Genomic DNA, 22,143 nt, shown 5'->3' with positions numbered 1-22,143 from the left:
CTCGAAAAAAACGGGCTTGCCGGGCACGGGAAACAACGGAGGTATTTTTCCCGAAGAAGGAGCGCCGGCAAACCCGAAAGCAAACAGCATAGTCGCGTGGAGAATCGTATCAGGCATTCAATTCACACAATTTCCGCCCGTTCTTGGAAAGAGCCGTTTTTTGCGCGGCTTTCCCGAAATAGAGCACCATGCAAATCGACGTCAGAACCCATGCGAGCGGGTACGCCGCCGCCACGAGGGAAAAAGACGGGAAGAATCGCGCCGCAGCGAAAAGGAAAAACTGCCTGAAAAGGATGAATCCCGAGAATGTTATCGCAGTCGGAGCGATTGAATCCCCGATTCCGCGCAGAATCTGCGACAGAAGCATCGTCGTGGCGCACAGGATGTAGAACGGCGAAGTGTATCGTATGAAAAGCACGGCATATCCGGCTGATTCCTCATCCCCGACGAAAAGTCCTGAAAGGAAACGCGCGAGGACAATCAGTACAATGGAAAGTGCTGCCGTTATCGACAGGATAAGCGCGAACGAGATGCGCATTCCCTGCCAAATCCTCGCCATTTTTCCCGCGCCGAAATTCTGGCTCACGAAGGTCGTCGCGGCAAGCGAGATGCTCATCATCGGCATTATCGCGAGCTGGTCGAACCGCGCGAAGACAGCCCATCCCGCGGTGCAGGCAGGCCCGAAATCGTTGACGTATTTCTGCAGGAACGTGTTCGAAAACGCGGTGAGCGACGACGAGAGCGCGCCGGGAAGCCCGATTTTGAGCATCTGCGAGAGCAGCGGAACATCAATGCGAAGCTTCTTGAGGTCGACTTTGTACGCGCCTTTCGTGAAAAGAAGCACGGAGAAAACGAGGACGAGCGAAACCGCCTCCGATATGACGGTCGCCCACGCTGCCCCGTCAACGCCCAGACGGAAAAGCGCGACGAAAACGAAATCGAGCGCGATGTTCAAAAGCGAGCTTATGACGAGAAAAATCAGGGGCCGCTTCGAGTCGCCAAGCGCGCGGAGAATTCCCGAGCCCATGTTGTAGAGAATCAAAAACGGCGTTCCCGAAAAATAAATGCGCAGATAACTTTGCGCGAGGGGAAACGCTTCTTCCGGGACATTAATCAGGCGGAGGACGGGCGTCGTGACGAGAATTGAGAGGAGCGTCATGAAAACGCTTATGGCGAACGAGCTTGCAATCGCGGTATGGACGGCTCTGCCCATGCCCGTGACATCTTTCGCGCCGAAAAGCTGGGAAATCACGACCTGGGCGCCCGTCGAAAAACCGCCGAAAAATCCGATGACGGTAAAGACGAGCTGGCTTGTCGATCCGATTGCCGCAAGCGCATCTCGCCCGAGAAAATGTCCGACGACGAAGCAGTCCGCGGTGTTGTAAAGCTGCTGGAAGATATTCCCGAAAAACAACGGGAGCGCGAACGACACGATATGGCGAAGCGAACCGCCGTACGTCATGTCCACGGACGAGTCTCTTCTCATATTACGTAGTCGCTCGGAGGAAGAATCCTTGAGAGGAATTTCTTCGTGCGCTCCTCCTTCGGCGAGTAAAAAATGTCGCCGGGTTTTCCTTCCTCTACAACAAAGCCGCCGTCCATGAAAACGACCTTGTCGGCGACATCCTCGGCAAAACTCATCTCGTGCGTCACGACAATCATCGTGTGCCCCTCCCGTGCGACCTGCTTTATGAGCGAGAGCGTTTCCCCGACAAGCTCCGGGTCGAGCGCGCTCGTCGGCTCGTCGAACAATATAACCTCGGAATCGAGCGCGACGGCGCGCGCAATCCCCACGCGCTGCTGCTGGCCGCCCGAAAGCTGGCTCGGATAATAATTCTCCTTATCGGAAAGTCCGACCTTTCTCAGCTCAAGCCGTGCGCGCTCCTCTGCTTTTTCTTTGGGAACGTTGCGCGCGACAATCAGCCCCTCCGTTATGTTCTGCAGAACCGTCTTGTTCGCGAACAGCCCGTAATTCTGGAAAACCATCGCGGTCCGCTTCCTGATATCGAGAATTTCCTTTTTCTTCGCCGAATGCAAATCCACGGTCTTCCCGCCGATTTCGAGCGTTCCGTAATCAGCCTTCTCAAGGAAATTTATCGAACGGAGCAGCGTCGTCTTCCCGCTGCCGCTCGGCCCGAGGATTACGACGACAGACCCGTCATCGATGCTCAGCGACACGTCGTGGAGCACCTCAAGGCGCCCGAACGATTTTTTTACATGCTCAAGCTTTATCATTTTACGTTCCTTCCTTTGTTGAAAAACACTTCGATTTTATGGAGGGAAAATTCCAGCACGGCAGAAATTCCCCAATAAATAAGCGCCGCCGCGACATATCCTTCCACATAACTGTAGGTATCCGCGCAGGGAATGGCGGAGCCGTTCAGCACATCGACGATTCCGACGACCATGACAATCGACGTGTTCTTCACGCCGCCCACGATGTTGTTCGTGAGGGGCGGAATCGCGACGGGTATCATCTGAGGAATCGCAATCCGCCTGAGAACCTGCGGGTACGAAAGCCCGATGCTGTATCCCGCCTCGTATTGGATTTTCGGGATTGAAAGGAATGCGCCGCGGATTATCTCGGATTGGTACGCAATCCTGTTCAGCGAGAGCGCCAGCAGCGCCGTCGCCATCGCCCCGTATTTCACGGACGGGAGCAGGACGAGGTACACGAGGTAAAAAATCAGCAGGTTCACCATCAGCGGGACGCCGACCTGCACGGATACAAGAACCTCGAGCAGCTTTGAAAGAAAGGGGACGTTCCGGATCCTCGCGAGCGCAATCACGCAGCCGAACGTTATCCCGACGAATGTCGGAAGGAGCCCGATGAACAGCGTTATGTGGATGTACTTTGCGCCGGAAACAAGGCATTGAAAAAAATAATCGGTACTAAAAGACATTCAGCTTCCCCTCCAGTACGTTCAGAATCTTTCGGAGAAAAAGATTTATGATGATGAAAAAAAGCGCGGTTATGAGATACGCCTCGATTGAATGGCCCGTGTTCGAGCCGATTGCCTGCGCAAGCCCCAGAATGTCGATTACGCCAATCATAAACACGAGCGACGTTTCCTGGAAAAGCCCGAGCAGATCCATGCCGACCCCGGGCACGGCAATTCTCAGCGACTGCGGGAGCACAATCCTGAAAAAAGTCTGCCGCGAAGTCAGCCCGCATGAGAACGCCGCCTCCGACTGGATTTTCGGGACGGCGAGAATTGCCGCGCGGAACGTCTCGCACAAAAACGCGCCCTGATTCAGCACGAACGTTATGAAGACGAACTGGATGCGCGCCCATCTTCTCGTGTCGACATCGAACAGCGACTCAAGAAGAAGCGGAAGCGCGTAGTAGACGACGAGCAGCTGAACGAGCATCGGGGTTCCGCGCTCAAACGAAATGAACACGCGGACAATCTGCTCCACGACAGGAATCTTTCTCAGCTGCAATACGGCAAGAAGAAGCGCGAGGATTGTCCCGAAGACAAAAGCCACTGCGACAATCTCGAACGTCAGGGGAAGTTTTGCGGCAAGCCGCGGAATATTCGAAAAAAATCTGCTCCAAGAAAAAAAATCTTCCATTCTGTTCCTCTCATTCTCCGGAAAACTCCGGGCAGACAACGCCCGGAGCCGTTCCCGCTAGTGCGTGTAGTCCGCGCCGAGCCATTTGACAGAAAGCCGGGAAATCGTTCCGTTATCGATGAGCGTCTTGAGCGCTTTGTCCCAGTCCGCCTTGAGCTGCGCATCCTTTTTGTTGAAAATGTGGTACGCGCTGTTTTCCGCGACGGGATGCTCCTCGTCCACGATTTTGTAGACGCTCCCGAATTCCTTGTTGCGCTGATCCAAATCGGCCTTCGTCGTTATGAATGCGTCGTACGTGCCGTTTTTCATCGCGGCGAGAATCTGCTCGTATGTCGCGTTCGTCGTCACGATGGCGTTTATCTGCTTTTCCTTCGCCACCGAATTGTTGTAGTTCTGGACTTCAGTAAGCGTCGCGCTCCCGATTCCGACCTGAAGGTTCTTGCCGGCGAGGTCGTCCCACGACCGTATGTCGTTCCGCTGCGCGAGAACCGCGATGAATTTGTTGTAGCTGTTGTAGCCGTAGTCGGAAAAAAGATAGTTCTTCGCGCGCTCGGGATTGTACTCATACTGATGCGCTCCGACATCGATTTTTCCGGCAGACAGCGCGAGAAGGATATTCTTGAAATCATACGTCTCGAAAACAATCTCGTATTGCGGGAGAAGCTTGTCTATCTCGCGTATGATGTCAATCTCATACCCCGCAAGTTCCCCGTTTTCATCAAGAAAGCATTTCGGCTTCATGTTCGTGCCAGTTCCGACGACAATCGTTTTTGATTTCTGCTTCTTCGCCTTCTTCGCCGCGAACGCATTTCCCGCAAAAAGCGAGAGCGCCGCAAAAAACAACACAACCTTGACCACATTCTTTTTCATAAAAGCACCTCCATTGCATTTTTTTGAAAACCTAGCAATGTAGTAGGTATATATTTTTTCGCGAATCGTGCCTAATACATTTTTTGTATACGGAATATAGAAATTTCCGATTGCCAGAGCAGCGGAATTTAGCGGGAATCTGTGATTGCACAACGCATCAATAATCGCCCAGAACACGAAAAATCTTCTCAGAACGGAGCTCATCCCGCAGATTGAAGAATTCGTGGAGAAAAGATTGTAGACCAGCCGAATCCTTGACAGCGTCCATAATTGCCATTACATTATGGTTGTAGCAACTAGTGTGCTACCTAGACGTTGAAGTGGAGTTTCTCTGCCCAGAAGGAGTGCTTCACGGAGTCCCCTGACGGTTCTGTATTCACCAAGAGTTGGGCTTAGGTCATTCGCGAGTGGCTGAAAGAAAAATACCGTAAGGCTCTGCCGGCGTGCAGAGCTTTTTTTTATTATGCTGATTCTTAAAAAGAAGATTTTCAAAAAGTTCGGCGAGTCCATTGTCCTGTACGATTATTTTGCGGAGAAGGTCAGAAGAGCGCAGGATTGGACGAATCCCGCAGATTGAGGAAGAGGAAATCAGCGAGCAAAAAAAAGAACGGTGCTGAAAATCGGCATCGTTCTTTCCATGTTGCATAGGCTCCCGCGCGTTTGAGGAACCAGCCCCGTTGAAGCGCCCAGAAACAGGAGCGCTCCGTTTTCCGCCTTCCTTCCGGATTACATCCGGATTACAGCTGGCTCGCGATTTCCTTGACGGCCTCGGATGACGTCGAGATGTTCGTCGTGCTGACTGAGAAATCCTCGATTCCGTGGGCGATTTGCTGGAGCGTTATGAAAATCTGCTCGCTCGAAATTGTCATCTGCCCGACAAAATCGAGGATTTCGCGGGTGCTTTCCGCCGTGGCGTTCGACGATGCCATTATGCTGCTGAACCCGGATTCAAGGGCGCTCGCGCTTTCGCATCCGGCATCGATTTGGCTTGAGCTTTTCTCGCTGTCGAGGATGAGCGTATCGGACGCGTGCTGAATCTCGTTTATTATCTCCCTGATTTCCTTGATGCTGTCGATTATGTTGTCGGAAAGCCGCCTTATTTCCGTCGCGACGATGTGAAAGTTCTTTCCCGCCTCGCCGGAGCTGGAAGCCTCAAGCTCCGCGTTGAACGCGATTATCTTCGTCTGGTCGGCGACATTGTTGATTATCGAAACGATGTCCCACACTCCGTTTATCTTCTTGTTCAGCTCCTTTATTTCCTCGATGGTGAGCAGGTTCGTGTTCTTGATTTCGATAAGCTCCTGCATGTTCTTCTGCAGCGCCTGGCTTCCGACGACGACGGCATCGCGCGATTTTTCCGCAAGCCCGGTTACATGTTTGACTTTGTTTCCAATGTTGTTCGCAAGCTCCGTCGAGTCGTGCATCGTCGCGACAATCTCCTTTACGGCGGCGCTCTGGTCGCAGCTCGTGCTCGCGCTCTTTTTCGTCGACTCCGCAAGCTTCTTCGTCTCCTCAAGGAGCGTCCTGCTGACGCGCTTCTCCCGTTCCTGTATGCGCCTGATTATGAGCGAATACGTGACGAAGCAGATGAGCATGTTGAGCGACGCCCCTATCACGAAATACACGACGAACCGCTGGAACGCGCCCTCGCCGCCGTTCTTGAGGAGGTTTATCGGAATCGTCATCATGTTCATGACAGAAAGGTATATGCTCGTGACGATTGCGATGTTCAGGTTCTGCGACAGGTTCTCGTTCACCGGCATGCCGATTTCCTTCATGCATCCCGCCATGAGAACGCGCTTTATAAGGAAGACATTGATTGTGTAGCAGAGGAAGCCGACGCCGACTGACTGCAGCTCGATGATGATGAAAATCGCGGGCTCGAATGGGACAATTCCCTTCGCCGCCTCGATTATCGAGGTCGACCCCGCGCCGAGGAGGAACCCTACAGCATCGCCCGCCGCAATCGCTATGTCGAATTTCTTGTAGCAGCGCATACATTCGGCTATGTCCGATTCCGTCAGCGAGCCGCGCGACTTCCTGCCTTTTTTTATTATCTCCTCGAATTTCCTCAGAATCGGGCGCTCGACGATAAGGCAGGAGACTATAAGCAGGAACGAAATCGAGACGGTCGGAATGCATTCGAGAAGTATCGCCGACGGCCTCTCATAGATGAAGCCGAAATGGAAGATACGCAGGAAGAAAATCCCGAGATATGTCGTCAGAAAAATAAGGTATGTAAATTTCGAGAAAATGCTCATGGACACCATTATATACGATAATGAATATTTTTTAATGCGTTTTAAAGTTTTGCGGAAACAAAAAACGCGGGAAAACGCCAACATTGAAGAAAATCGCGACAGCCAGTAGAATTCCAGCCTTGGCATATTTATGCCTGCCCGGAAGATTTCGTTCCGGCGGGCAGCCAGGCAGGAGAATCCGGTGTTTGACGAAGCGAAAGTGAATGAGCTTGAGAAGGAATTCGGGGAGGTGTCGTCGCGTTTTCTCGGCGGGGCGGTCTCCGGGGATTCCTCGAAAATATGGAAGAGAATGCGAGGAGATATCGAGCGCAGGTTCGGGCTTTTCAAATCGGACAAGATTTTCATAGTCGCGACAGGAATGCTGAAAGCCGGAAAATCAACGCTCGTGAACCTTCTTTCGAGAAGCCCGCTCGCGTCCCCGATAGATTTCGGTGTCGACACGACGCTGCGCCCGGCCCTGATAATGGCGGGAAGGGGAACGGAGAAAACAGGCATCTACCGGTATTTTCCCAAAACGGGCGGCGGAAGCGCGGATTCGTCATCCCTAGGGAGCAGGCGGCACCAGCTCGAAAACATAATCGACAGGATAAGCGGGCTCAAGGATTGGGACGACGAATACAGGAAAGCCGTCCCGCTTGAGCTGAACAAGGACAACCTGCGCGACGTCCTGTGCGCTCCGGCATCTGGCGGGCTGCTTCCCACGGAGCCGCTTCTCGTCGTCGTCGTCGTTCCCGACAACGGGGAAAGCCTTCTTTCGTCGCACAACTGCGCGATTTTCGACATGCCCGGGCTCGATTCAGTCAACAAGGAAATCGATTTTGCCGCGTACAACAAGATTTTTCAGGAATGCAGCCTTCTCCTTTTCGTGCAGAGCAGCGTCGCGCCGCTCAACGAGGAGGCATGCCGGTATCTGCGCGAGATTGGGAGCAAGCTCGACGACAACACGTACCGGCTCGTCCACAACATAATGGACACCCGGCAGTGGCGGCGGAAAGAGATAATAGCGGGCGACATCGACAGGCAGCGGAGCCGGGGAATCCAGGATTTTATGGGGCGGCTTTCCCCAGGAAAAATCAGGACGCTTCCGGTCGATTCGGCAAATCTCGGAAAGGCATACGACGCGATTTTCAATCCGGACGACATCGACGCGGCGGGCGGGATGACACCGGAAAAGCTTCTTTCCGAATCGGAATACCTCGTTTTTGAGCGGAACCTCCGCGACGACATAACGCAGAACGGGAAGGACAAGCACGACCGCCAGTGCGTCAAGCAGCTTTGGAACGCATTCCTCGACGCGGAAAACGGAATCGGGGACAGAATCGCCGCGCTCGGCGGGGAAATCGCGCGGATGAATGACGAGATTGACGCGCTTGCGAGGCGGAAGAACCATATACTCGACTACGGGACGAAATTCTCGGGAAGCAGCTTCATCGCGGGCGAATTCAGCATTTCGGAGCGGCTCGGCAGGCGCATCGCGGAGAATCTCGCGGACGAATTCGAGCGGCTGAAAAAGGACGAGCCGTTCTGCCGGCTGATGGAACGTGCGTCGAGGGGAAAGCAGGTTCGGCTCGAGTCGTACAACGAATTCTTGGGGGCATTCATACGCTCGGCGGAGGAAATCACCGGGCGGCTTCTGTGCGAATCCTGTTTCGACGACGCGGTGTGCATCGTCTCCTCCGACGGCGGCGGTTCGGAGAGAAAATCCGCGCTCCACCTCATGAACGGGAAGATTTCCGAGATGAAAAGCGCGGACAGCGTGACATGCAACCCGATTCTCGCCTTTCCTGCGCAGTCCGAGACCGTGCAGGGCTTCCTCCCCGACGGCGGAAAACTCCCGATGCAGCGCGCCGAAAGAATCCGCAGGAAGGCTAACCCGCGCTGGTGGAACAGGGGCAGCGACGTTGTGACGTCCGATTCGATGAACGGCGACCGCGACGAAATCATCCGCCATTACCGCAAGCAGGCGTCCGCCGCGCTCAACAGGAGCATACGGGGGATGATGGCGGAAAAGCTCAACGCGCACGCGCGGGAATGCCTTGGGCCGCTCGCCGGCGAGACACAGAAAGAGCTTGACGGGGCATTGAAGGCGCGGGATGCTGCGGCGGGCGACAGGGAGGCATTCCGGGTGCTGCTCGGCGACCTGTGCGCGATAGAGGAGAAAATAGGGGGGATACTGCAATGAAAAAATTCCTGCGCCAATGCGCGCTCGTCCTCGTCCTCGTCGGGCTTTATTTCGCGTCCGACCTGTATTCCAAGGGCGTTCTTCTGAACGACGCGCTTCCCGTTCCCGTCTTGGGCTGGCTGTTCTGGGGGCTGTTCGCGTTCGCGCTGTACGACATCGTTCTGGAGCCGGCATTCGCCTTCGCGCGCCTTACGCGGGTGCAGAAGGACGCGGACGCGGAGAAATCGGCGCGCGCCCTTTTGCGCCATCTCCAGTCGCGGAAGAAGGACAAGGCGATTCAGGAGCAGCTGCGCGACGAGCTTCAGAAAGTTCCGGCTGACAAAGCCGCGCTTTCGGCGCTCGTCCGGTCGTATTACGCGGGCATCGACACCGAGACATCCCGAATCGTGAAGAACTACAGCTGGAAGGCTGCCCTCTGCGTCGTCTTCAGCAGGAACCCGTTCGTCGACGGCCTCGTGATGTTCTTCTCGCAGTACAAAATGGCGATCGAATTGATGAAGACGTACGGCTTCAGGCCGTCGCCGCTTTTCAACGTTCTCTGCTTCTCGTGGATTACGGCGAATTCCGCGCTGAACGGGATTTTCAGCCAGGCGAGCGCGGATACGGTCGGGACAATCCTCGCCGATTATCTGAAGACGAGCGGGATTGAGGACGGATTCTCGTCGAAAGCGCTTTCGCATTTCGGCTCATCCGCGGTTGAGGCGATGACAGCCGCGACGACGATGTACGTGACCGGGTGGATTGTCAGCCGGAAGCTCAAGGGCGACAGGGGCAAAATCGAGATAAAGGAGCTTTTCGAGATGCGGAAGAAAGCCCGCCGCGCGCTCCTTTCCGATTTCGGAGACGGCATACGGGACGAAATCGAAAAAAAGCTCGTTATCTTCTGAGAGCAACAGGATTTTTCTTGCACGACAAAACAGATGGGAATAAAAGATTTGACAATCGTTAGTCCTGGATATGAGCTTATAAGATTCAATCCACAGGTTACACCAGCTCCTGATGAATGGCAGTTTGAGCATATTATTCCTAAAGACAAAGGAGGAACAAACAGTTTTTCAAATTGCCAAATTGTATCAAGAAAATTTAATAGACAAAAATACAATATGAATACAATTTTTTCATTTACAAACAGAAATGAAATTTACAAAAAATGCCTATATGCTTCAATTGCTCATGCAGTAATGGTAGGTAAGTATTATTTATTGTCTGAAGAAATAAGCTGGGACGGCTGTAATTATTTAATCCAAAACATGGCAGGTGTGAAGGCTGTTTTTGCATTTGCTGAAAAACTTTTGGTTTGCGCGGTACAAAATGAAAAAGATTTTATAGGCGGCGAAAAAAATATCACTAAAACATTATTGGATACATCAAAAAAAGAATTGATAGAAGTAGCAGAATCTGAAATCTTTCCATACTTTTTATTGGATGATGAAGAAGCATCTGTAACAGCAGTTTTTTGGGAATCCAACGATGCTTTCTTGTCATGCATCGATGAAAAAGAATTGATGGAAAAAACGGATAATATTCTTCTACCATATCTTTACGAAATGGAAGATTGCATCAAGTATTGGAAAAATTATTATGAAGCAAGTGATGAGCAGATGGATTTCATTCATTCTTTATTTGATAGAAGAATAAATGAAAGTAATTTTTCGTTAAGCGATTCTGATTTGCAAAAACTAAAATTTTGGTTTGGAGATAATGCAAATTATTGTGAAGAAGCCTTTCAAGAAATATTTTTTTAATATTGTCGTATAATCCGTGAAAAGGAACTGGGCGAACTGCATCTTCATTCCGAGATATTAAACATCAGACAATATGGAGAAATCTATGGACAGAGAAGAACTTATATCAAAAATTGTTTTGCATATAAATGAGCAGCTGGTAAAAAGATTTGCTCAGGCAACAATCCGCAAAATATTCTTTGAACTTGGAATGTACTGGAACATGGACGATGAAGACTGTCTTGATTTTCACGCACTTATTGCAACAAAAGACGAATCCGAGAACGTTTATAAATACTACATTGAAAAAGGCTATAGCGAATCGGAAGCACAGGACACCACAAACAATTCCGGCGATTTCATGCACGATGATGACAGATTCTGCATACGGTTCCCAGGATTTGAGCCGCTTGAAAAATTCTGCAAAGATTACGATGAAGCGCTTGAAATCTGCAATGAAGCCGTAAAAAGAATACAGTCCCTTGATTTTTCGGAATTCAAAACAACCTCAGATTTTTCAGTCTGCGACATGAGCATCTATGACTGAAAGTAAAATAATGAACAAGCTTGCACATAATTCCAGACTCGGCTGACTTGATGATGATGGTTTTCATCCGGATTATATTCACAATCTAAACGCAAACTCTACAGAAAGCATGATGAAGTTTATAGACGATACTGTTAAGGAAGGTGAAAGATACACCATTGAGGGCAGCTACATTAAAGACCCTTCTCAAGGACATTTAATTTCTGTTTTTAGAAAAGACGGGGAATTAATTTATTACGATGGTCTTGAAGGCGCTGTCTATGACGAGGAAGATACAATTGAATATTTTGACCAAATGAAAAAAGGAAACACCGAAAATACATGCATGAATCTATTAAGGGTCGATAATCTACATTTTGACAATTCTGTTACAGATTATATTATGGAGGAAAAACAATGAGGGAAGTAAAATTGGGTGGACTTACAAAAGAGGATCTAGATGAAAAGTATGGAAAAGACGCTTTCATCCTAGAAGGCCGCTATAAAGATATGAATGTTTATGTGCTGAAGCCAAAAAGCACCGGCTTGACGGGAATCCCAATAACCGCATTGGAGAAAGACGGCATTTTTGAACTGCACCAGGATTTCATAGGATTAGATGCTTGGACAAACTGTACATCAATTAACTCTTAAAATAGACGGTTGAATAATTTATATAGGCGGAAAAGGTCATGCAGAACAAAAAATAATGCTTAACAAAGGAGATAGATATTCAATTATTGCCGGAGGTACATCTCGTAATATATGTAAGGATATTTGTCAACCTTTATTAGAAGCTGACGGCTTAAAACTTGGTGGACCAAAATATAATGGTCATTCTGATAAAACTTTATATAGGCAATTTTGGAGATAAATATGAAACAGAATATTAATTTCAATGAATTATTATCAAACAAAAACTTTATTCCTTGGTTTTTAATGAATAATTTTCCTGAAGGAATAAATAAGACGACAGACAGCACTTTATCGGAGTTGATTCAGGAAAACTTTGATATTGAAACTTCATGGGTAAATCAATTAACAGGCTATTACGATGAAGTATTTGAAGAATCTGACGGATATATAGAAAATCCAAAATCCGTAGAGCTGAAACTAAATGAAAAACAAAAGTTTTCAGTTGAATTTCATCCAGGTGATACGCTCTATTATTTAGATGAAATTCAAATTGGTTCTACAGGACCTTCTTATACTATTAGAACAATACCTTTCAAAATCTTTTTGGATTGTACGAATAATATCACTCTAAATGAAAAATTATTATTATTACCAATGATAAAAATAAAACAAACAGAAAAAAATGATTTTGAGATACTTATAAAATCTTTGTTGCTTTCTGTTTCTTTTCAAGAGTCACTTATTGATGCTGTTATTGATTGTATATTAGAAAACTGCATGGAATAAAACAGCCTTTATAAAGTTGTAACCATTTTTCGCGTCACCACCTGCAACGACATCGGCATGCGCGACAACTCCAAGATTCTCGTCCCTGGAATGGCAATCAACATGCCCGCAATTGCCGACCCGATGAAAAGCGAGCCCTTCGAACGCGAAAGAAAACAGATTGAGGAGAAGAAGGGGGATGAGAAACCGAAATCAAGTTCTTGTACGCAAGTCGAATATGGAAGTACAGACTTGAGCCAAAAAGCAATTAATTATAGGAAAGATAATAATATAAAAGGTACAAGAAATGTTGCTGTTTTTGAATATGAAGATCAAGAACAGCTGGCATAAAATCTCTTAGTGAAGCTGTTCAAAAAATATTTTAAGTATGGGAGATAAATACAAATTATGAACATCTATGATTTCTTGCAAAACAGATTCAAATTAAATACAAGAAAAGATTACAACAATTTTGATTTGACCGAAAACACAAAAAAAATCCTTTGTGATATAGGCATACCAAAAGAGCCTTTGGGTTTTATCAAATTCAATATTGACGAACTCAAAACCTTAAAACATGAAGATGATTTTGTAATCATTGGAACAGATTTGGGAACAAATATTTGCATAAACAAAAATGATGAAATAATATCTGTTGATTTTGAAAACGAATATCCAACAAGATTAATCAACAAAAACTTAGAATCTTTTTTACATTTTATTGTAATTTTCTTGTTGCATGAAGATGAAATCAACTCGGCTGATGATGATACTATTTCTCAAATCATACAAAAAATAAAAGTAGAGTTTGAACAAATTGATGAGTTGGCTTTGAATAATCAAGAAAACTGGTGGCCAATTATATTAGAGCAGATTGAAACAGGAATGATGTAATTTTTAGCTCTCGCTCGCCTTTCTTCGGTCACAACCTGCAACGACATCGGAGCCCGCGACAACTCCAAGATTCTCGCCGCTGGAATGGCAATCAACAAGCCCGCAATCGCAGACCCAATGAAAAGCGAGGCATATGAGAGGGAGAGGAAGCCCGTCGAGGAAGAAAAGGCTGAGGAGAAGAAGGGGGAGAATGTTCAAGCTTCTAATACAGATGCTGCTATGTGCAATGAGCGGGCAACTGAAATTAATAATTCAAGAGGCGACTGGGATAAAAGAAATTGAAACAATTCTTCACAAACGTTTCACTCATAAGTGTGGTATTTCAATACTAAATAATAATTAGGAGTTTTATATGTTTGAGAAATTTACAGGAGCAGATAAAAATTTTTTGAATGGATTTGAGCAGTTAATTGGGTTTGAGCTTCCTGCTGATTATTCCAATTTTCTTCTAAATACAAACGGTGGTACATTTAAAGAATTAGAAGACAGTTTCTTATTAAAAAACATTGGTGAGCAAATTTTTATTGACTGTTTATTTGGTTTTAGAGAAGAAAGAAGTCTTAATTTATGTAATTGGTACAAAGAATATGAATTAGAGTTACCTCAAAATACAATCATAATCGGCAATACGTATGGAGCAGGTCTAATTATATTGATTTGGGATGAAAATGCTAAAGGCGTTTATCTTTGGGATGACAGCTTGGAATTAGAGCAATCTACAGAAGAATGTTGTACTTATAAAATTACTGAAACATTTGAAGATTTTATGAATCTTCTGAATATAAATTAATTTCTTAATGGCACATCTAAAATCAAGGTGTTCCGTTTTTTGTTTTAAATAAGGCCTGCCCTCAAGGAAAAGCTATGGTTGTTGCTGCCTATGAGCTGTAAAAACAGGAAAAATAAAAACTGTATTTGCAGGATCCTCAGAAGGTAAAATCCATCCAGAGCTTATTTCAAGAGCAAATGCGATAGGAGGCATAGGTTCAAAAGGTATTTCAGAACGAAACACAGTAGGAATTTAAAGGAATAAACGAGTTATTGTTAGATGGCAGTAAAATAGAAAATATAAGACTTACAAAGGCTCTTCGTCCAAGAACTGGAGAAGCAAGACCTTACTGCGATAATTTAATTTCTAAAGGAGAATAACATGAGAATAACGGAAATTGATTTACAATGTGAAGACATCATTTGGTTCGGAATTGATAAAAACAACTATGTTTTTGAATGCACTTCTGCTGGCTGTGGAAATGTTCCTGAATCTGTATGTAAGAGCAAAGAAAACACAAAATTACTTGAAAGTTTTTTCCTAAATAATCTAAACGAAGAAGAAAAAAATAAATTGCCAGAATTAAGTATTGCTTTGAGTCAGAAAGGTATTTTTTGCTATGACATTTATAGTGAAAACGAAAGGCTCTATTCAAAGATTTCAACTCCTGAATTTCCTTTAGAATTTAATAAATTGCCAGAAAATATTAAGAAAATAATAGAAAAAAACAAATTTGACATAGATGTTGTTCACGATGAAATAATTGATATAAAACACGCTTACTAAAATGCTATTAAAAGCGGAGGAAAAAAAGAAAATGCAACTTGGCGCTTTAATGATTCAGAATGTAAAATAACTTCAGAAATTAATGAGTTTTAAAAAAAAATAATACGAATCGATTGTCAGCGTTGTTGCAAAAACGCGCTCACAAGAGAAATGAAATTATAAGGAGAAAGATTTATGGAAACAGTATGCTTTTCTGGAAAATGCCCGGAAATGTCCAGAGAGGAACTTGAAAAAAAGGCTTGGAAACAGTTTGACGTGCATTCAACCCTGACAAAAAAGGTGGACATTCTTGTTTGCGAGGACGTTGATTCTGGAACAGAGAAAGTGGAGAAAGCCAAACGCTACGGAACAAAAATCATGAACTACTATGATTTTCTTGAGCTGCTTGATGGCGGAGACAGGGCGCAATCCAAAAAAGAAGAAGCAAAGCAGAAGAAGAAAAAGCAAATAGACTTTGCAATAGCAAAAGCATTTTTTGATGTGATTGTTCAGGAACATCCTTTGAAAAACATGAAAGTTGAGTATGGAGCAAAAGAGTTCTATTTGGTCATTCCCACAAAAGACGGAGGTGTGGAAGTGTGCCTTGAGAGCGCGAAGGCTGAAAAATGGCGGCAGACGCTCCCTTCTTTCTTGGATATGGCAAGCGGCGGAGCGACAGAAAAAGAATTGCGCGAATACATGGCGGAGAAAAAGCTCAGCGACGCAAGCAAATACCGCCTGAAAATCTCAAAGTACGGTGAGCTGAAAGGTCTTCGTTCTAATGCAACTTATCTTGTAATCCCTGACAATGTTGTGGAAATTTGCGAATGGGCGTTTTCTTTTAACAACTCGCTTTTGTCGGTGGTAATTCCTTCGAGCGTGACGGCTGTCGGAGAAAGGGCATTTCAAGACTGCAAAAATCTCAAATCTGTTGTTATATGCGATGGTGTGAAGATAATTGGGGAAGGTGCGTTCTATGGTTGCCATTCGCTTGAGTCGGTGACAATCCCTTCGAGCGTGGAGAGAATCTTTACGTTGACGTTTACGAATTCAGGGATTAAGTCTGTGGTAATTCCTGAGAACGTGTGGGAAATACATCGTGAAGCTTTTTACTATTGCTTCTCTCTTACTGAAATTACGTTTAGAGGAACAAAGAGTCAGTGGGAAAAAGTCTCTAAAGGCGATAAGTGGAACTATTGCGTTCCTGCGAAAGTGGTGCATTGCTCAGACGGCGACGCAGAGTTGACGGGAGCGGCTGAATGATACCACTTTACACAGGCAAACGGGACATCTACAGTTTTTTGGAATTTTACAAAAACGTAGAGGAATCAAAAGGACTTTCTCACGATGAAATACAGCTGATAAAGAACGCTTATCCAAATCACGAACTTCCGTCTCAGTATGTGGCATTTTTGGAAGCAGCAGGAAGAGAGTTCAAGCCGTGGGTAGGCTCAGACTATTCAATAGTTGATTCCGAAGGTTATTTTAACATGGCAAGGCATATTCATAATGATGAGGATTTGGAAGAACTTTATGAAAAGTATGGATTTTCCGATGAAAATTCCTGCATCTTTCTAAGCCATCAGGGATACGCTTTTTACATATTCAAACTTGGTGAAAGCGACAACCCGAACATTTTCTGTTTGGATTTGAATTGTGAGTATGACGGCAATGATTCAAGCTCATATACGTTTGCAGATTACGTAATAGATTCCTACAACGAATATGCACACTTCAAAAACGAAGATGAAAATCCGTGGTCTGATGCAAGTTTAGGGTGGTATGAAGAAATAAGATATGTCTGTTCCTATCATGAAGAAGAAAAGCCACTCACCTTTTATGTTGATTATGACTGCTACTCAATAAAAAAAGAAAATGTAAGCGGTTTTATAAAGCTCCTTGCACCAATTCTTTTTGAATGTTTTGAGGGAATAAAAAACAAAATTTATGTTTACTTATCTAACAATAGGAATGCTTTCTGGTACAAACCGCATTTAGATGAAAAATTTGAAACTCCAACTTTTTTTAATGCCTATAAGGACAGAAGTTTTTTATGGAGATTGCAGAATGCTAAGTTCGGTTGGGTTGTAAATGAAGGCAAAGTCTATATTTTTGGCGAGAAGTTCAGAAAGCTTATTGAAGCAAAGTCAGATGATTTTGGAATTGTAAAAATTGCAAGCGGAAAAGCGGCGGAACGACCTAAGCCGCAAGGAAATTAAAATGAGCGAGCAAGTTAGACGCGGATATTTTGACAGCGACGAAACGGATTTTAGCGAAAAGAACCTTGAGCGATTAAGAAAAGCACAAAAAGACTTTTATTATCTGATGAACCAAGAATATCCCATGCAGAGCATTGCCGCTTTCGTGGGAAATCACTTCGCATTTTCGGAGCGGCAGCGAATGGCTCTGATTCGTGCGACTTCCTCAGAAAAGTCCATAAAAAGTCGCGCTCAAAAAGAAATCAAAACATTGAGCGAAAACGAAACCGTGTATATCGACGGCTTCAACATCATAATCACGCTTGAAGTCGCGCTTTCCGACTCGACGCTGCTGCACTGCATGGACGGTACAATACGCGATTTGGCAGGACTTCGCGGCACTTACCGACTGATTGAAAAAACGGAAACGGCAATCGACATAATCGGGCAGAAACTTTGCAAGATGAAAATCAAAAAGTGCGTCTTCTTTTTGGACAAGCCTGTCTCAAACTCAGGACGGCTCAAGGCGAAAATCTTTGAGGTGCTGGAAAAATACGATTTTGAGACGGACGTGCAAATCGTAAACGACGCCGACCAAGCGCTCGTGAACCTTGAGAACGTCATTTCAAGCGACGCAATGGTGATTGAGCGTTCTGCAAGCTGGATAAGCCTCGTGAAAAGCATTTCTGACGAAAGCGAAAAGCCCTTCCGCTTTTATGATTTTACGATGTCGGAATGACACTATGAAAATTTAAAATTCTGGAGAAAAAGAACAAATGGAAAACACAGAAGATGATGTTTTGACAATAGAAGACGGCGTTTTGACCAAGTGCAAAGAAGGCTTGGTGAACTTGGTTGTTCCTGACGGCGTGACGGGAATCCGAAACACGCTGCTAAAGGACACGAACTGCCGCGACACGCTTGAATCGGTGGTAATCAGCGACAGCGTTACGGAAATGGAAAAAGAGACATTCATGGACTGCAACGCTCTAAAATCGGTGCATATCGGAAAAGGCTTGACGACAATCGAAGCATCTTCGTTCCTTAGATGCAAGGCTCTTGAGTCGGTGAATATTCCTGAGGGCGTGACTGAAATCGGCGACATTGCGTTTAATGAATGCCAGTCGCTAAAGTCGGTCGAGATTCCTTCGAGCGTGAAGACAATCGGATGGCACACGTTCTATGGTTGCAAGTCGCTTGAAGGCGTTGTTATTCCCGACAGCGTTACGGAATTGATAACCAGCGCGTTCGCGAATTGCACGTCTCTCAAATCTGTCTTGATTGGAAGCGGCGTTAAGGAACTCGGCTGGAGCGCGTTCGACAGGTGCACGTCGCTTGAGTCGGTGAACATTCCGGAGGGCGTGACGAAAATATGGAAGCAGGTGTTTTCTGAATGCACGTCGCTCAAGTCCGTCAAGATTCCTTCGACCGTAAAGGAAATCGGCGATGGTGCGTTTGAGGAATGCACGTCGCTTGAGTCCGTGGTTATTCCCGACGGCGTGGACTGCATAAAATACGGAGTGTTTTATGGCTGCACATCGCTCAAGTCAGTCGTGATTGGAAGCGGAGTGACTGAAATCGAAGAAAATGCGTTCCATGACTGCACGTCGCTTTGTGAAATCGAGTTCCGCGGGACTCTTTCAGAATGGGAGAAAATGGAAGGTCGGCAACATCTTTTGTTCGATGTGCCTGCGACGAGCGTGAAATGCTCTGACGGCGAATGGAAGAAAGGCTCCATTCTGGTGGAAAATGGACGTTTCCTTATTGCGTGCTTCGACAAAAACATAGAAAACCTCATCATTCCTGAAGGCGTGACTGAAATTACAAAAGACGTGTTCGAAAAACACAAGTCGCTCAAGTCCGTCGTCTTCCCTTCGACAATGCGCTATATAGGCAAAAGTGCGTTCTACAAGTGCGAGTCGCTTGAAGGCGTGGTCTTTCCCGAGGGCTTATTGGAAATCTATGATATTGCGTTCAAGGGCTGCAAGTCCCTCAAATACATCGAAATTCCTTCGACGCTGAAGAAAATGTACAGAGGCGCATTCGACGACTGCGGCTCGGTCGAGAAAATCGTGTCGCGCTCAGCGCTGTACCCGTTCAACGAGAAGACTCGAAAGCTCTACGACGCGACGAACAAAACGAAAAAGCCAGTCCTTGAGCTGCACGCGGCAAAAGAAAATGCAAAGGTTGCGAAAATCCAGCAGATTCAAAAGGTCAGCACGACGGCATTGTTTTCGCAGGCACTCAACGAAAAGGGAATTGAGAATTGTTCTGTGGAAATCGTAGATTCCGCAAAAACGACGAACACGATTCTTGTGTGCGCAAACGAAAACAACGTGGTTTTCAAAGTGCCGGTTAAAACGGAGAAATGGCTTGGCGAACTTCCGAAAATCGTGGACGCGCTCACCGACGAGAAAAAGAGTTCCAATGAGATTTTCGACACGCTCATGGGCACACCTCTCCAGCCCATTGAAATCAACAACAAGCTTTCGGAAAAACTGAGCTTGAAGCCGAACAAAAACGGAAAAGTGCGCTTCTTCAGTCAGGGAATGCTGCCGAAACTCAGATTCAGCTCCGCCATAAAAGAGCTGGAGATTGTCGGCGTGAGCTGGGTGAGGGTGAACAATGATGTGTTTTGGGAGGAAAAAGCTTCTCATGAAGTTGAAACGGTAATCATGTCAAACAGCGTGGCTTCAATCGGCGACTTTGCGTTCTCACAGTGCAAGAACCTCGTTTCAGTTTCGATACCTGACAGCGTGTGGAAAATCGGAAGCTATGCGTTCAGTTTCTGCGAATCCCTCAAATCCATAAAGATTCCGGCTTCCGTGAGGACACTCGGTGAAAGTGCGTTTCAGTTCTGCACAGCTCTTACGGAAATCGAGTTCGACGGTACGATAGAACAATGGAGAAGAATGGAAAAGAGGAAGGATTGGCATTTTAATACACCCATCAAAACCGTGAAATGCTCGGACGGAGACGCGGAAATATAAAACACGCTTGTATGCTGAACGGCTTTCGCAAGAAAGCTTGTTTCAGCATCTCGGTTGCTAAAGCGAAGCCGAAGCAGAGATTCCGAAAACTTGTTCGCCAATGTCAGCCTGCATTTGTCGTGAGTGGATTTGACGGCATTTTTTCAAAAATGGAGACAAAAATGAACTTCTGTTATGAATGCGATAGTATGGACGCTCTTATTTTAATAGATGAGCAGTATCTTGATAAAATTGATGACGAACTTTTACGCGAGTTAGATATTTTTATCGATTATTATGGAAAAAGTGAATTAGCATACGATTTTCCAAATGAAAATTGGAATGATGTCAGGAAAAGAGAAACAAAAGAGCTTGTAGAATTTTGTAATTCAGGAAAGATGGTGATTTTTTTGTATTATGAAAATGAGAAAAATGGTGAAATAACTATTTCTGATTCTCAAAAGTCCTCACGAACATTTATCAATATTGAGTCTGGAAAACTGATTTTAGTTAATGCAAGTGAGTTGTTGCAATGCCTTTCCTATCCTGATTTGAAAATGGAGCGTATTTTGGAGCTTGATATAGAAAAAGGAGTTTATTCAATAGAGTACGAAGAAATCAAATCATTAAAACTTGCACGAAGACTAGAATGTAATGAAGTTAATAATGCCATTGAATTGCTGTGACTTTTCATGAAAAAACATTGCTGTAAGTAATTGGGAGAATAAAGAAAATGTTTGAAAATCTATATGATGAATTAAAACAATCTATTAGAGATGGAAATTATGAAAAGGTAAAAGAAATTATTTCTATTGATAAAGACTTGCTTAATAAAGTTTCTGCCCTAGGCTCTAATTTAAGAATGGCAGCACGGTATAATCAATACGAAATATGCAAGTTACTTATTGAGAATGGAATTGATATTGATTTGGTTGGTGGAGTAAGTCATGATTCTGCTATTGTGGCTGCTACGTTTAGTGGAAATTTTGATATTGTAAGGCTCTTAATGCAAAATGGAGCAAAACTTGATGTTTCAAATACAAGAAACAACCCACTATTTGTTGCAATTTCAGGACGCAATGTAGAAATAGCAAAATACTTGATAGACGCAGGCATTGATATTTATGCGACATATAAAATCGGAGAAATTGAGAACTGCGACGCTTGCGAGTGGGCAAAGAAATGGGGAACAAAAGATGTATATGATTATCTCATAGAAAAAGAAACTGCTGATGCCAAGCTGTTTGAAGTCACGGCAAGCACTTCATTTGAATCTCTTTGCAAAATCGTAAAAGACACAAAGGATTTGTATAATGCAGGAGAGAGAATCATTTGCACAGCAAAAGACAGAAGACAACTGATAGAAGCAAATGCCAAAGGTGTTTCTTTTTCTTTAGTGCAGTAAAATTGCGGATATAAAAGTATGAGCGAGCGCGACAACATGACGAAATCAGATTTTTATTGAGGGTGAAACACTATGAACGCAGATGATTTATACGAAGACAATATCTACGGGAACGGCAATCCAACATATTATGCAGATGAAAAATGCGAAATCCCTTATACGGGTCATGTTGAGGTCATTTATAACGGCAAACTTGAAGAGGAGTTTGATATCGTGGACGGATTGCGGAATGGAATTCAAAAAGAATATGAGAATGGAATTCTTACTGAAATTGATGAAACAAGGGGAAATAGAACTTCAGGATTTGGTGTGTCATATTATCCAAGCGGAGCGTTCAAGGCTATATCGATTACTTATGATGATAATTTGATTTCTGCCTATTTTTATAGCGAAGACGGGCATAATGTAAAAAAATTCGGAGTGCCAGAACGGTTCAAGGATATAGTAAAAACAAAACCTGACGGTATTTTTGCACTTGTATCAATAGCAGACCTTGAGAAAATGAACGAAGAAATCCTTAAATACGGGCATCCGTTGAATCTTCCCAAAGGATTTGAATTTGTTGTGCCAGAAAAATAAGGCTTTGTCATGCTGAACGGCTTT

General features: G+C 45.3%; 25 protein-coding genes and 1 pseudogene. 20 read left to right on the top strand and 6 right to left on the bottom strand.

Annotation, left to right across the window (positions count from 1 at the left end):
* Positions 1 to 109: 109 nt before the first annotated feature.
* From TRESADRAFT_RS09355 to TRESADRAFT_RS09330, 6 genes are all read right to left on the bottom strand, one after another.
* Positions 110 to 1,486: an MATE family efflux transporter gene (locus TRESADRAFT_RS09355; RefSeq protein ID WP_002705114.1), complete on the bottom strand. Its 1,377-nt coding sequence runs from the start codon at positions 1,484 to 1,486 to the stop codon at positions 110 to 112.
* Positions 1,483 to 2,235 carry an amino acid ABC transporter ATP-binding protein gene (locus TRESADRAFT_RS09350; RefSeq protein WP_002705112.1) on the bottom strand — a complete coding sequence of 251 codons (753 nt, stop codon included), beginning with the start codon at positions 2,233 to 2,235 and terminating at the stop codon, positions 1,483 to 1,485. Before TRESADRAFT_RS09350 ends, TRESADRAFT_RS09355 begins: the two co-directional genes overlap by 4 nt.
* Positions 2,232 to 2,903 carry an amino acid ABC transporter permease gene (locus TRESADRAFT_RS09345; protein ID WP_002705110.1) on the bottom strand — a complete coding sequence of 224 codons (672 nt, stop codon included), beginning with the start codon at positions 2,901 to 2,903 and terminating at the stop codon, positions 2,232 to 2,234. Before TRESADRAFT_RS09345 ends, TRESADRAFT_RS09350 begins: the two co-directional genes overlap by 4 nt.
* Positions 2,893 to 3,576: an amino acid ABC transporter permease gene (locus tag TRESADRAFT_RS09340; RefSeq protein WP_002705108.1), complete on the bottom strand. Its 684-nt coding sequence runs from the start codon at positions 3,574 to 3,576 to the stop codon at positions 2,893 to 2,895. Before TRESADRAFT_RS09340 ends, TRESADRAFT_RS09345 begins: the two co-directional genes overlap by 11 nt.
* A 57-nt stretch (positions 3,577 to 3,633) precedes the next feature.
* Positions 3,634 to 4,446, bottom strand: coding sequence for a transporter substrate-binding domain-containing protein (locus TRESADRAFT_RS09335; RefSeq protein WP_002705106.1), 813 nt, complete (start codon positions 4,444 to 4,446; stop codon positions 3,634 to 3,636).
* Between the two features lie 737 nt (positions 4,447 to 5,183).
* Entirely contained in the window at positions 5,184 to 6,707 is a 1,524-nt protein-coding gene (locus tag TRESADRAFT_RS09330; RefSeq protein WP_040842801.1) for a methyl-accepting chemotaxis protein, read from the bottom strand.
* Positions 6,708 to 6,888: 181 nt separating this feature from the next.
* On the opposite strand from TRESADRAFT_RS09330, the gene TRESADRAFT_RS09325 reads away from it, so the two are divergent.
* From TRESADRAFT_RS09325 to TRESADRAFT_RS09235, 20 genes and pseudogenes are all read left to right on the top strand, one after another.
* Positions 6,889 to 8,889, top strand: a complete 2,001-nt coding sequence (locus TRESADRAFT_RS09325; RefSeq protein ID WP_040842800.1) for a dynamin family protein — start codon at positions 6,889 to 6,891, stop codon at positions 8,887 to 8,889.
* Entirely contained in the window at positions 8,886 to 9,776 is an 891-nt protein-coding gene (locus tag TRESADRAFT_RS09320; protein ID WP_002705096.1) for a DUF697 domain-containing protein, read from the top strand. Before TRESADRAFT_RS09325 ends, TRESADRAFT_RS09320 begins: the two co-directional genes overlap by 4 nt.
* A 33-nt stretch (positions 9,777 to 9,809) precedes the next feature.
* Entirely contained in the window at positions 9,810 to 10,634 is an 825-nt protein-coding gene (locus TRESADRAFT_RS09315) for an HNH endonuclease (protein WP_002705094.1), read from the top strand.
* An 85-nt stretch (positions 10,635 to 10,719) separates the two neighbouring features.
* Positions 10,720 to 11,160 (top strand): hypothetical protein, encoded by a 441-nt coding sequence (locus TRESADRAFT_RS09310; RefSeq protein ID WP_002705093.1) that lies wholly within the window; start codon positions 10,720 to 10,722, stop codon positions 11,158 to 11,160.
* Positions 11,161 to 11,269: 109 nt separating this feature from the next.
* Positions 11,270 to 11,560 (top strand): hypothetical protein, encoded by a 291-nt coding sequence (locus TRESADRAFT_RS09305; RefSeq protein ID WP_002705091.1) that lies wholly within the window; start codon positions 11,270 to 11,272, stop codon positions 11,558 to 11,560.
* Entirely contained in the window at positions 11,557 to 11,793 is a 237-nt protein-coding gene (locus tag TRESADRAFT_RS09300; RefSeq protein WP_002705089.1) for a hypothetical protein, read from the top strand. Before TRESADRAFT_RS09305 ends, TRESADRAFT_RS09300 begins: the two co-directional genes overlap by 4 nt.
* 222 nt (positions 11,794 to 12,015) lie before the next feature.
* A complete protein-coding gene (locus tag TRESADRAFT_RS09295; protein WP_002705087.1) occupies positions 12,016 to 12,561 on the top strand; it encodes an Imm19 family immunity protein in 546 nt (181 codons plus the stop codon).
* 90 nt (positions 12,562 to 12,651) lie between these two features.
* The gene (locus TRESADRAFT_RS09290; protein ID WP_141607299.1) at positions 12,652 to 12,891 is read left to right on the top strand and encodes a hypothetical protein; all 240 of its coding nucleotides are present in this window, start codon (positions 12,652 to 12,654) and stop codon (positions 12,889 to 12,891) included.
* Positions 12,892 to 12,948: 57 nt separating this feature from the next.
* Positions 12,949 to 13,434, top strand: a complete 486-nt coding sequence (locus tag TRESADRAFT_RS09285; protein WP_002705076.1) for an SUKH-4 family immunity protein — start codon at positions 12,949 to 12,951, stop codon at positions 13,432 to 13,434.
* Positions 13,435 to 13,518: 84 nt separating this feature from the next.
* Complete coding sequence (locus tag TRESADRAFT_RS09280) at positions 13,519 to 13,716, top strand: hypothetical protein (protein WP_040842797.1); 198 nt, start codon at positions 13,519 to 13,521, stop codon at positions 13,714 to 13,716.
* Positions 13,717 to 13,786: 70 nt separating this feature from the next.
* Complete coding sequence (locus tag TRESADRAFT_RS09275; RefSeq protein WP_002705075.1) at positions 13,787 to 14,224, top strand: SMI1/KNR4 family protein; 438 nt, start codon at positions 13,787 to 13,789, stop codon at positions 14,222 to 14,224.
* Positions 14,225 to 14,584: 360 nt separating this feature from the next.
* On the top strand, positions 14,585 to 14,989 hold the full coding sequence (locus TRESADRAFT_RS09270) for a hypothetical protein (RefSeq protein ID WP_002705074.1): 405 nt from the start codon (positions 14,585 to 14,587) through the stop codon (positions 14,987 to 14,989).
* Between the two features lie 174 nt (positions 14,990 to 15,163).
* The gene (locus TRESADRAFT_RS09265) at positions 15,164 to 16,231 is read left to right on the top strand and encodes a leucine-rich repeat protein (RefSeq protein WP_002705073.1); all 1,068 of its coding nucleotides are present in this window, start codon (positions 15,164 to 15,166) and stop codon (positions 16,229 to 16,231) included.
* Complete coding sequence (locus tag TRESADRAFT_RS09260; RefSeq protein WP_002705072.1) at positions 16,228 to 17,187, top strand: hypothetical protein; 960 nt, start codon at positions 16,228 to 16,230, stop codon at positions 17,185 to 17,187. The genes TRESADRAFT_RS09265 and TRESADRAFT_RS09260 overlap by 4 nt, the downstream gene beginning before the upstream one ends.
* Before the next feature lies 1 nt (position 17,188).
* Positions 17,189 to 17,413, top strand: a pseudogene (locus tag TRESADRAFT_RS16825) (DUF434 domain-containing protein); the annotation flags it as partial.
* A 24-nt stretch (positions 17,414 to 17,437) separates the two neighbouring features.
* Positions 17,438 to 17,905, top strand: coding sequence for a DUF5616 domain-containing protein (locus TRESADRAFT_RS09255; RefSeq protein WP_245534342.1), 468 nt, complete (start codon positions 17,438 to 17,440; stop codon positions 17,903 to 17,905).
* 37 nt (positions 17,906 to 17,942) lie between these two features.
* Positions 17,943 to 20,156 carry a leucine-rich repeat domain-containing protein gene (locus TRESADRAFT_RS09250; RefSeq protein ID WP_002705069.1) on the top strand — a complete coding sequence of 738 codons (2,214 nt, stop codon included), beginning with the start codon at positions 17,943 to 17,945 and terminating at the stop codon, positions 20,154 to 20,156.
* 11 nt (positions 20,157 to 20,167) lie between these two features.
* Complete coding sequence (locus tag TRESADRAFT_RS09245) at positions 20,168 to 20,821, top strand: hypothetical protein (RefSeq protein ID WP_040842795.1); 654 nt, start codon at positions 20,168 to 20,170, stop codon at positions 20,819 to 20,821.
* A 47-nt stretch (positions 20,822 to 20,868) separates the two neighbouring features.
* The gene (locus TRESADRAFT_RS09240; RefSeq protein WP_002705065.1) at positions 20,869 to 21,540 is read left to right on the top strand and encodes an ankyrin repeat domain-containing protein; all 672 of its coding nucleotides are present in this window, start codon (positions 20,869 to 20,871) and stop codon (positions 21,538 to 21,540) included.
* Between the two features lie 72 nt (positions 21,541 to 21,612).
* Positions 21,613 to 22,119, top strand: a complete 507-nt coding sequence (locus TRESADRAFT_RS09235; protein ID WP_002705063.1) for a toxin-antitoxin system YwqK family antitoxin — start codon at positions 21,613 to 21,615, stop codon at positions 22,117 to 22,119.
* Positions 22,120 to 22,143 lie beyond the last annotated feature (24 nt).

This window comes from Treponema saccharophilum DSM 2985 (genome assembly GCF_000255555.1).
Lineage (GTDB): Bacteria > Spirochaetota > Spirochaetia > Treponematales > Treponemataceae > Treponema_D > Treponema_D saccharophilum.
The sequence above is the reverse complement of the archived record's forward strand: the minus strand, read 5'-3'. Positions and strand labels throughout refer to the sequence as shown.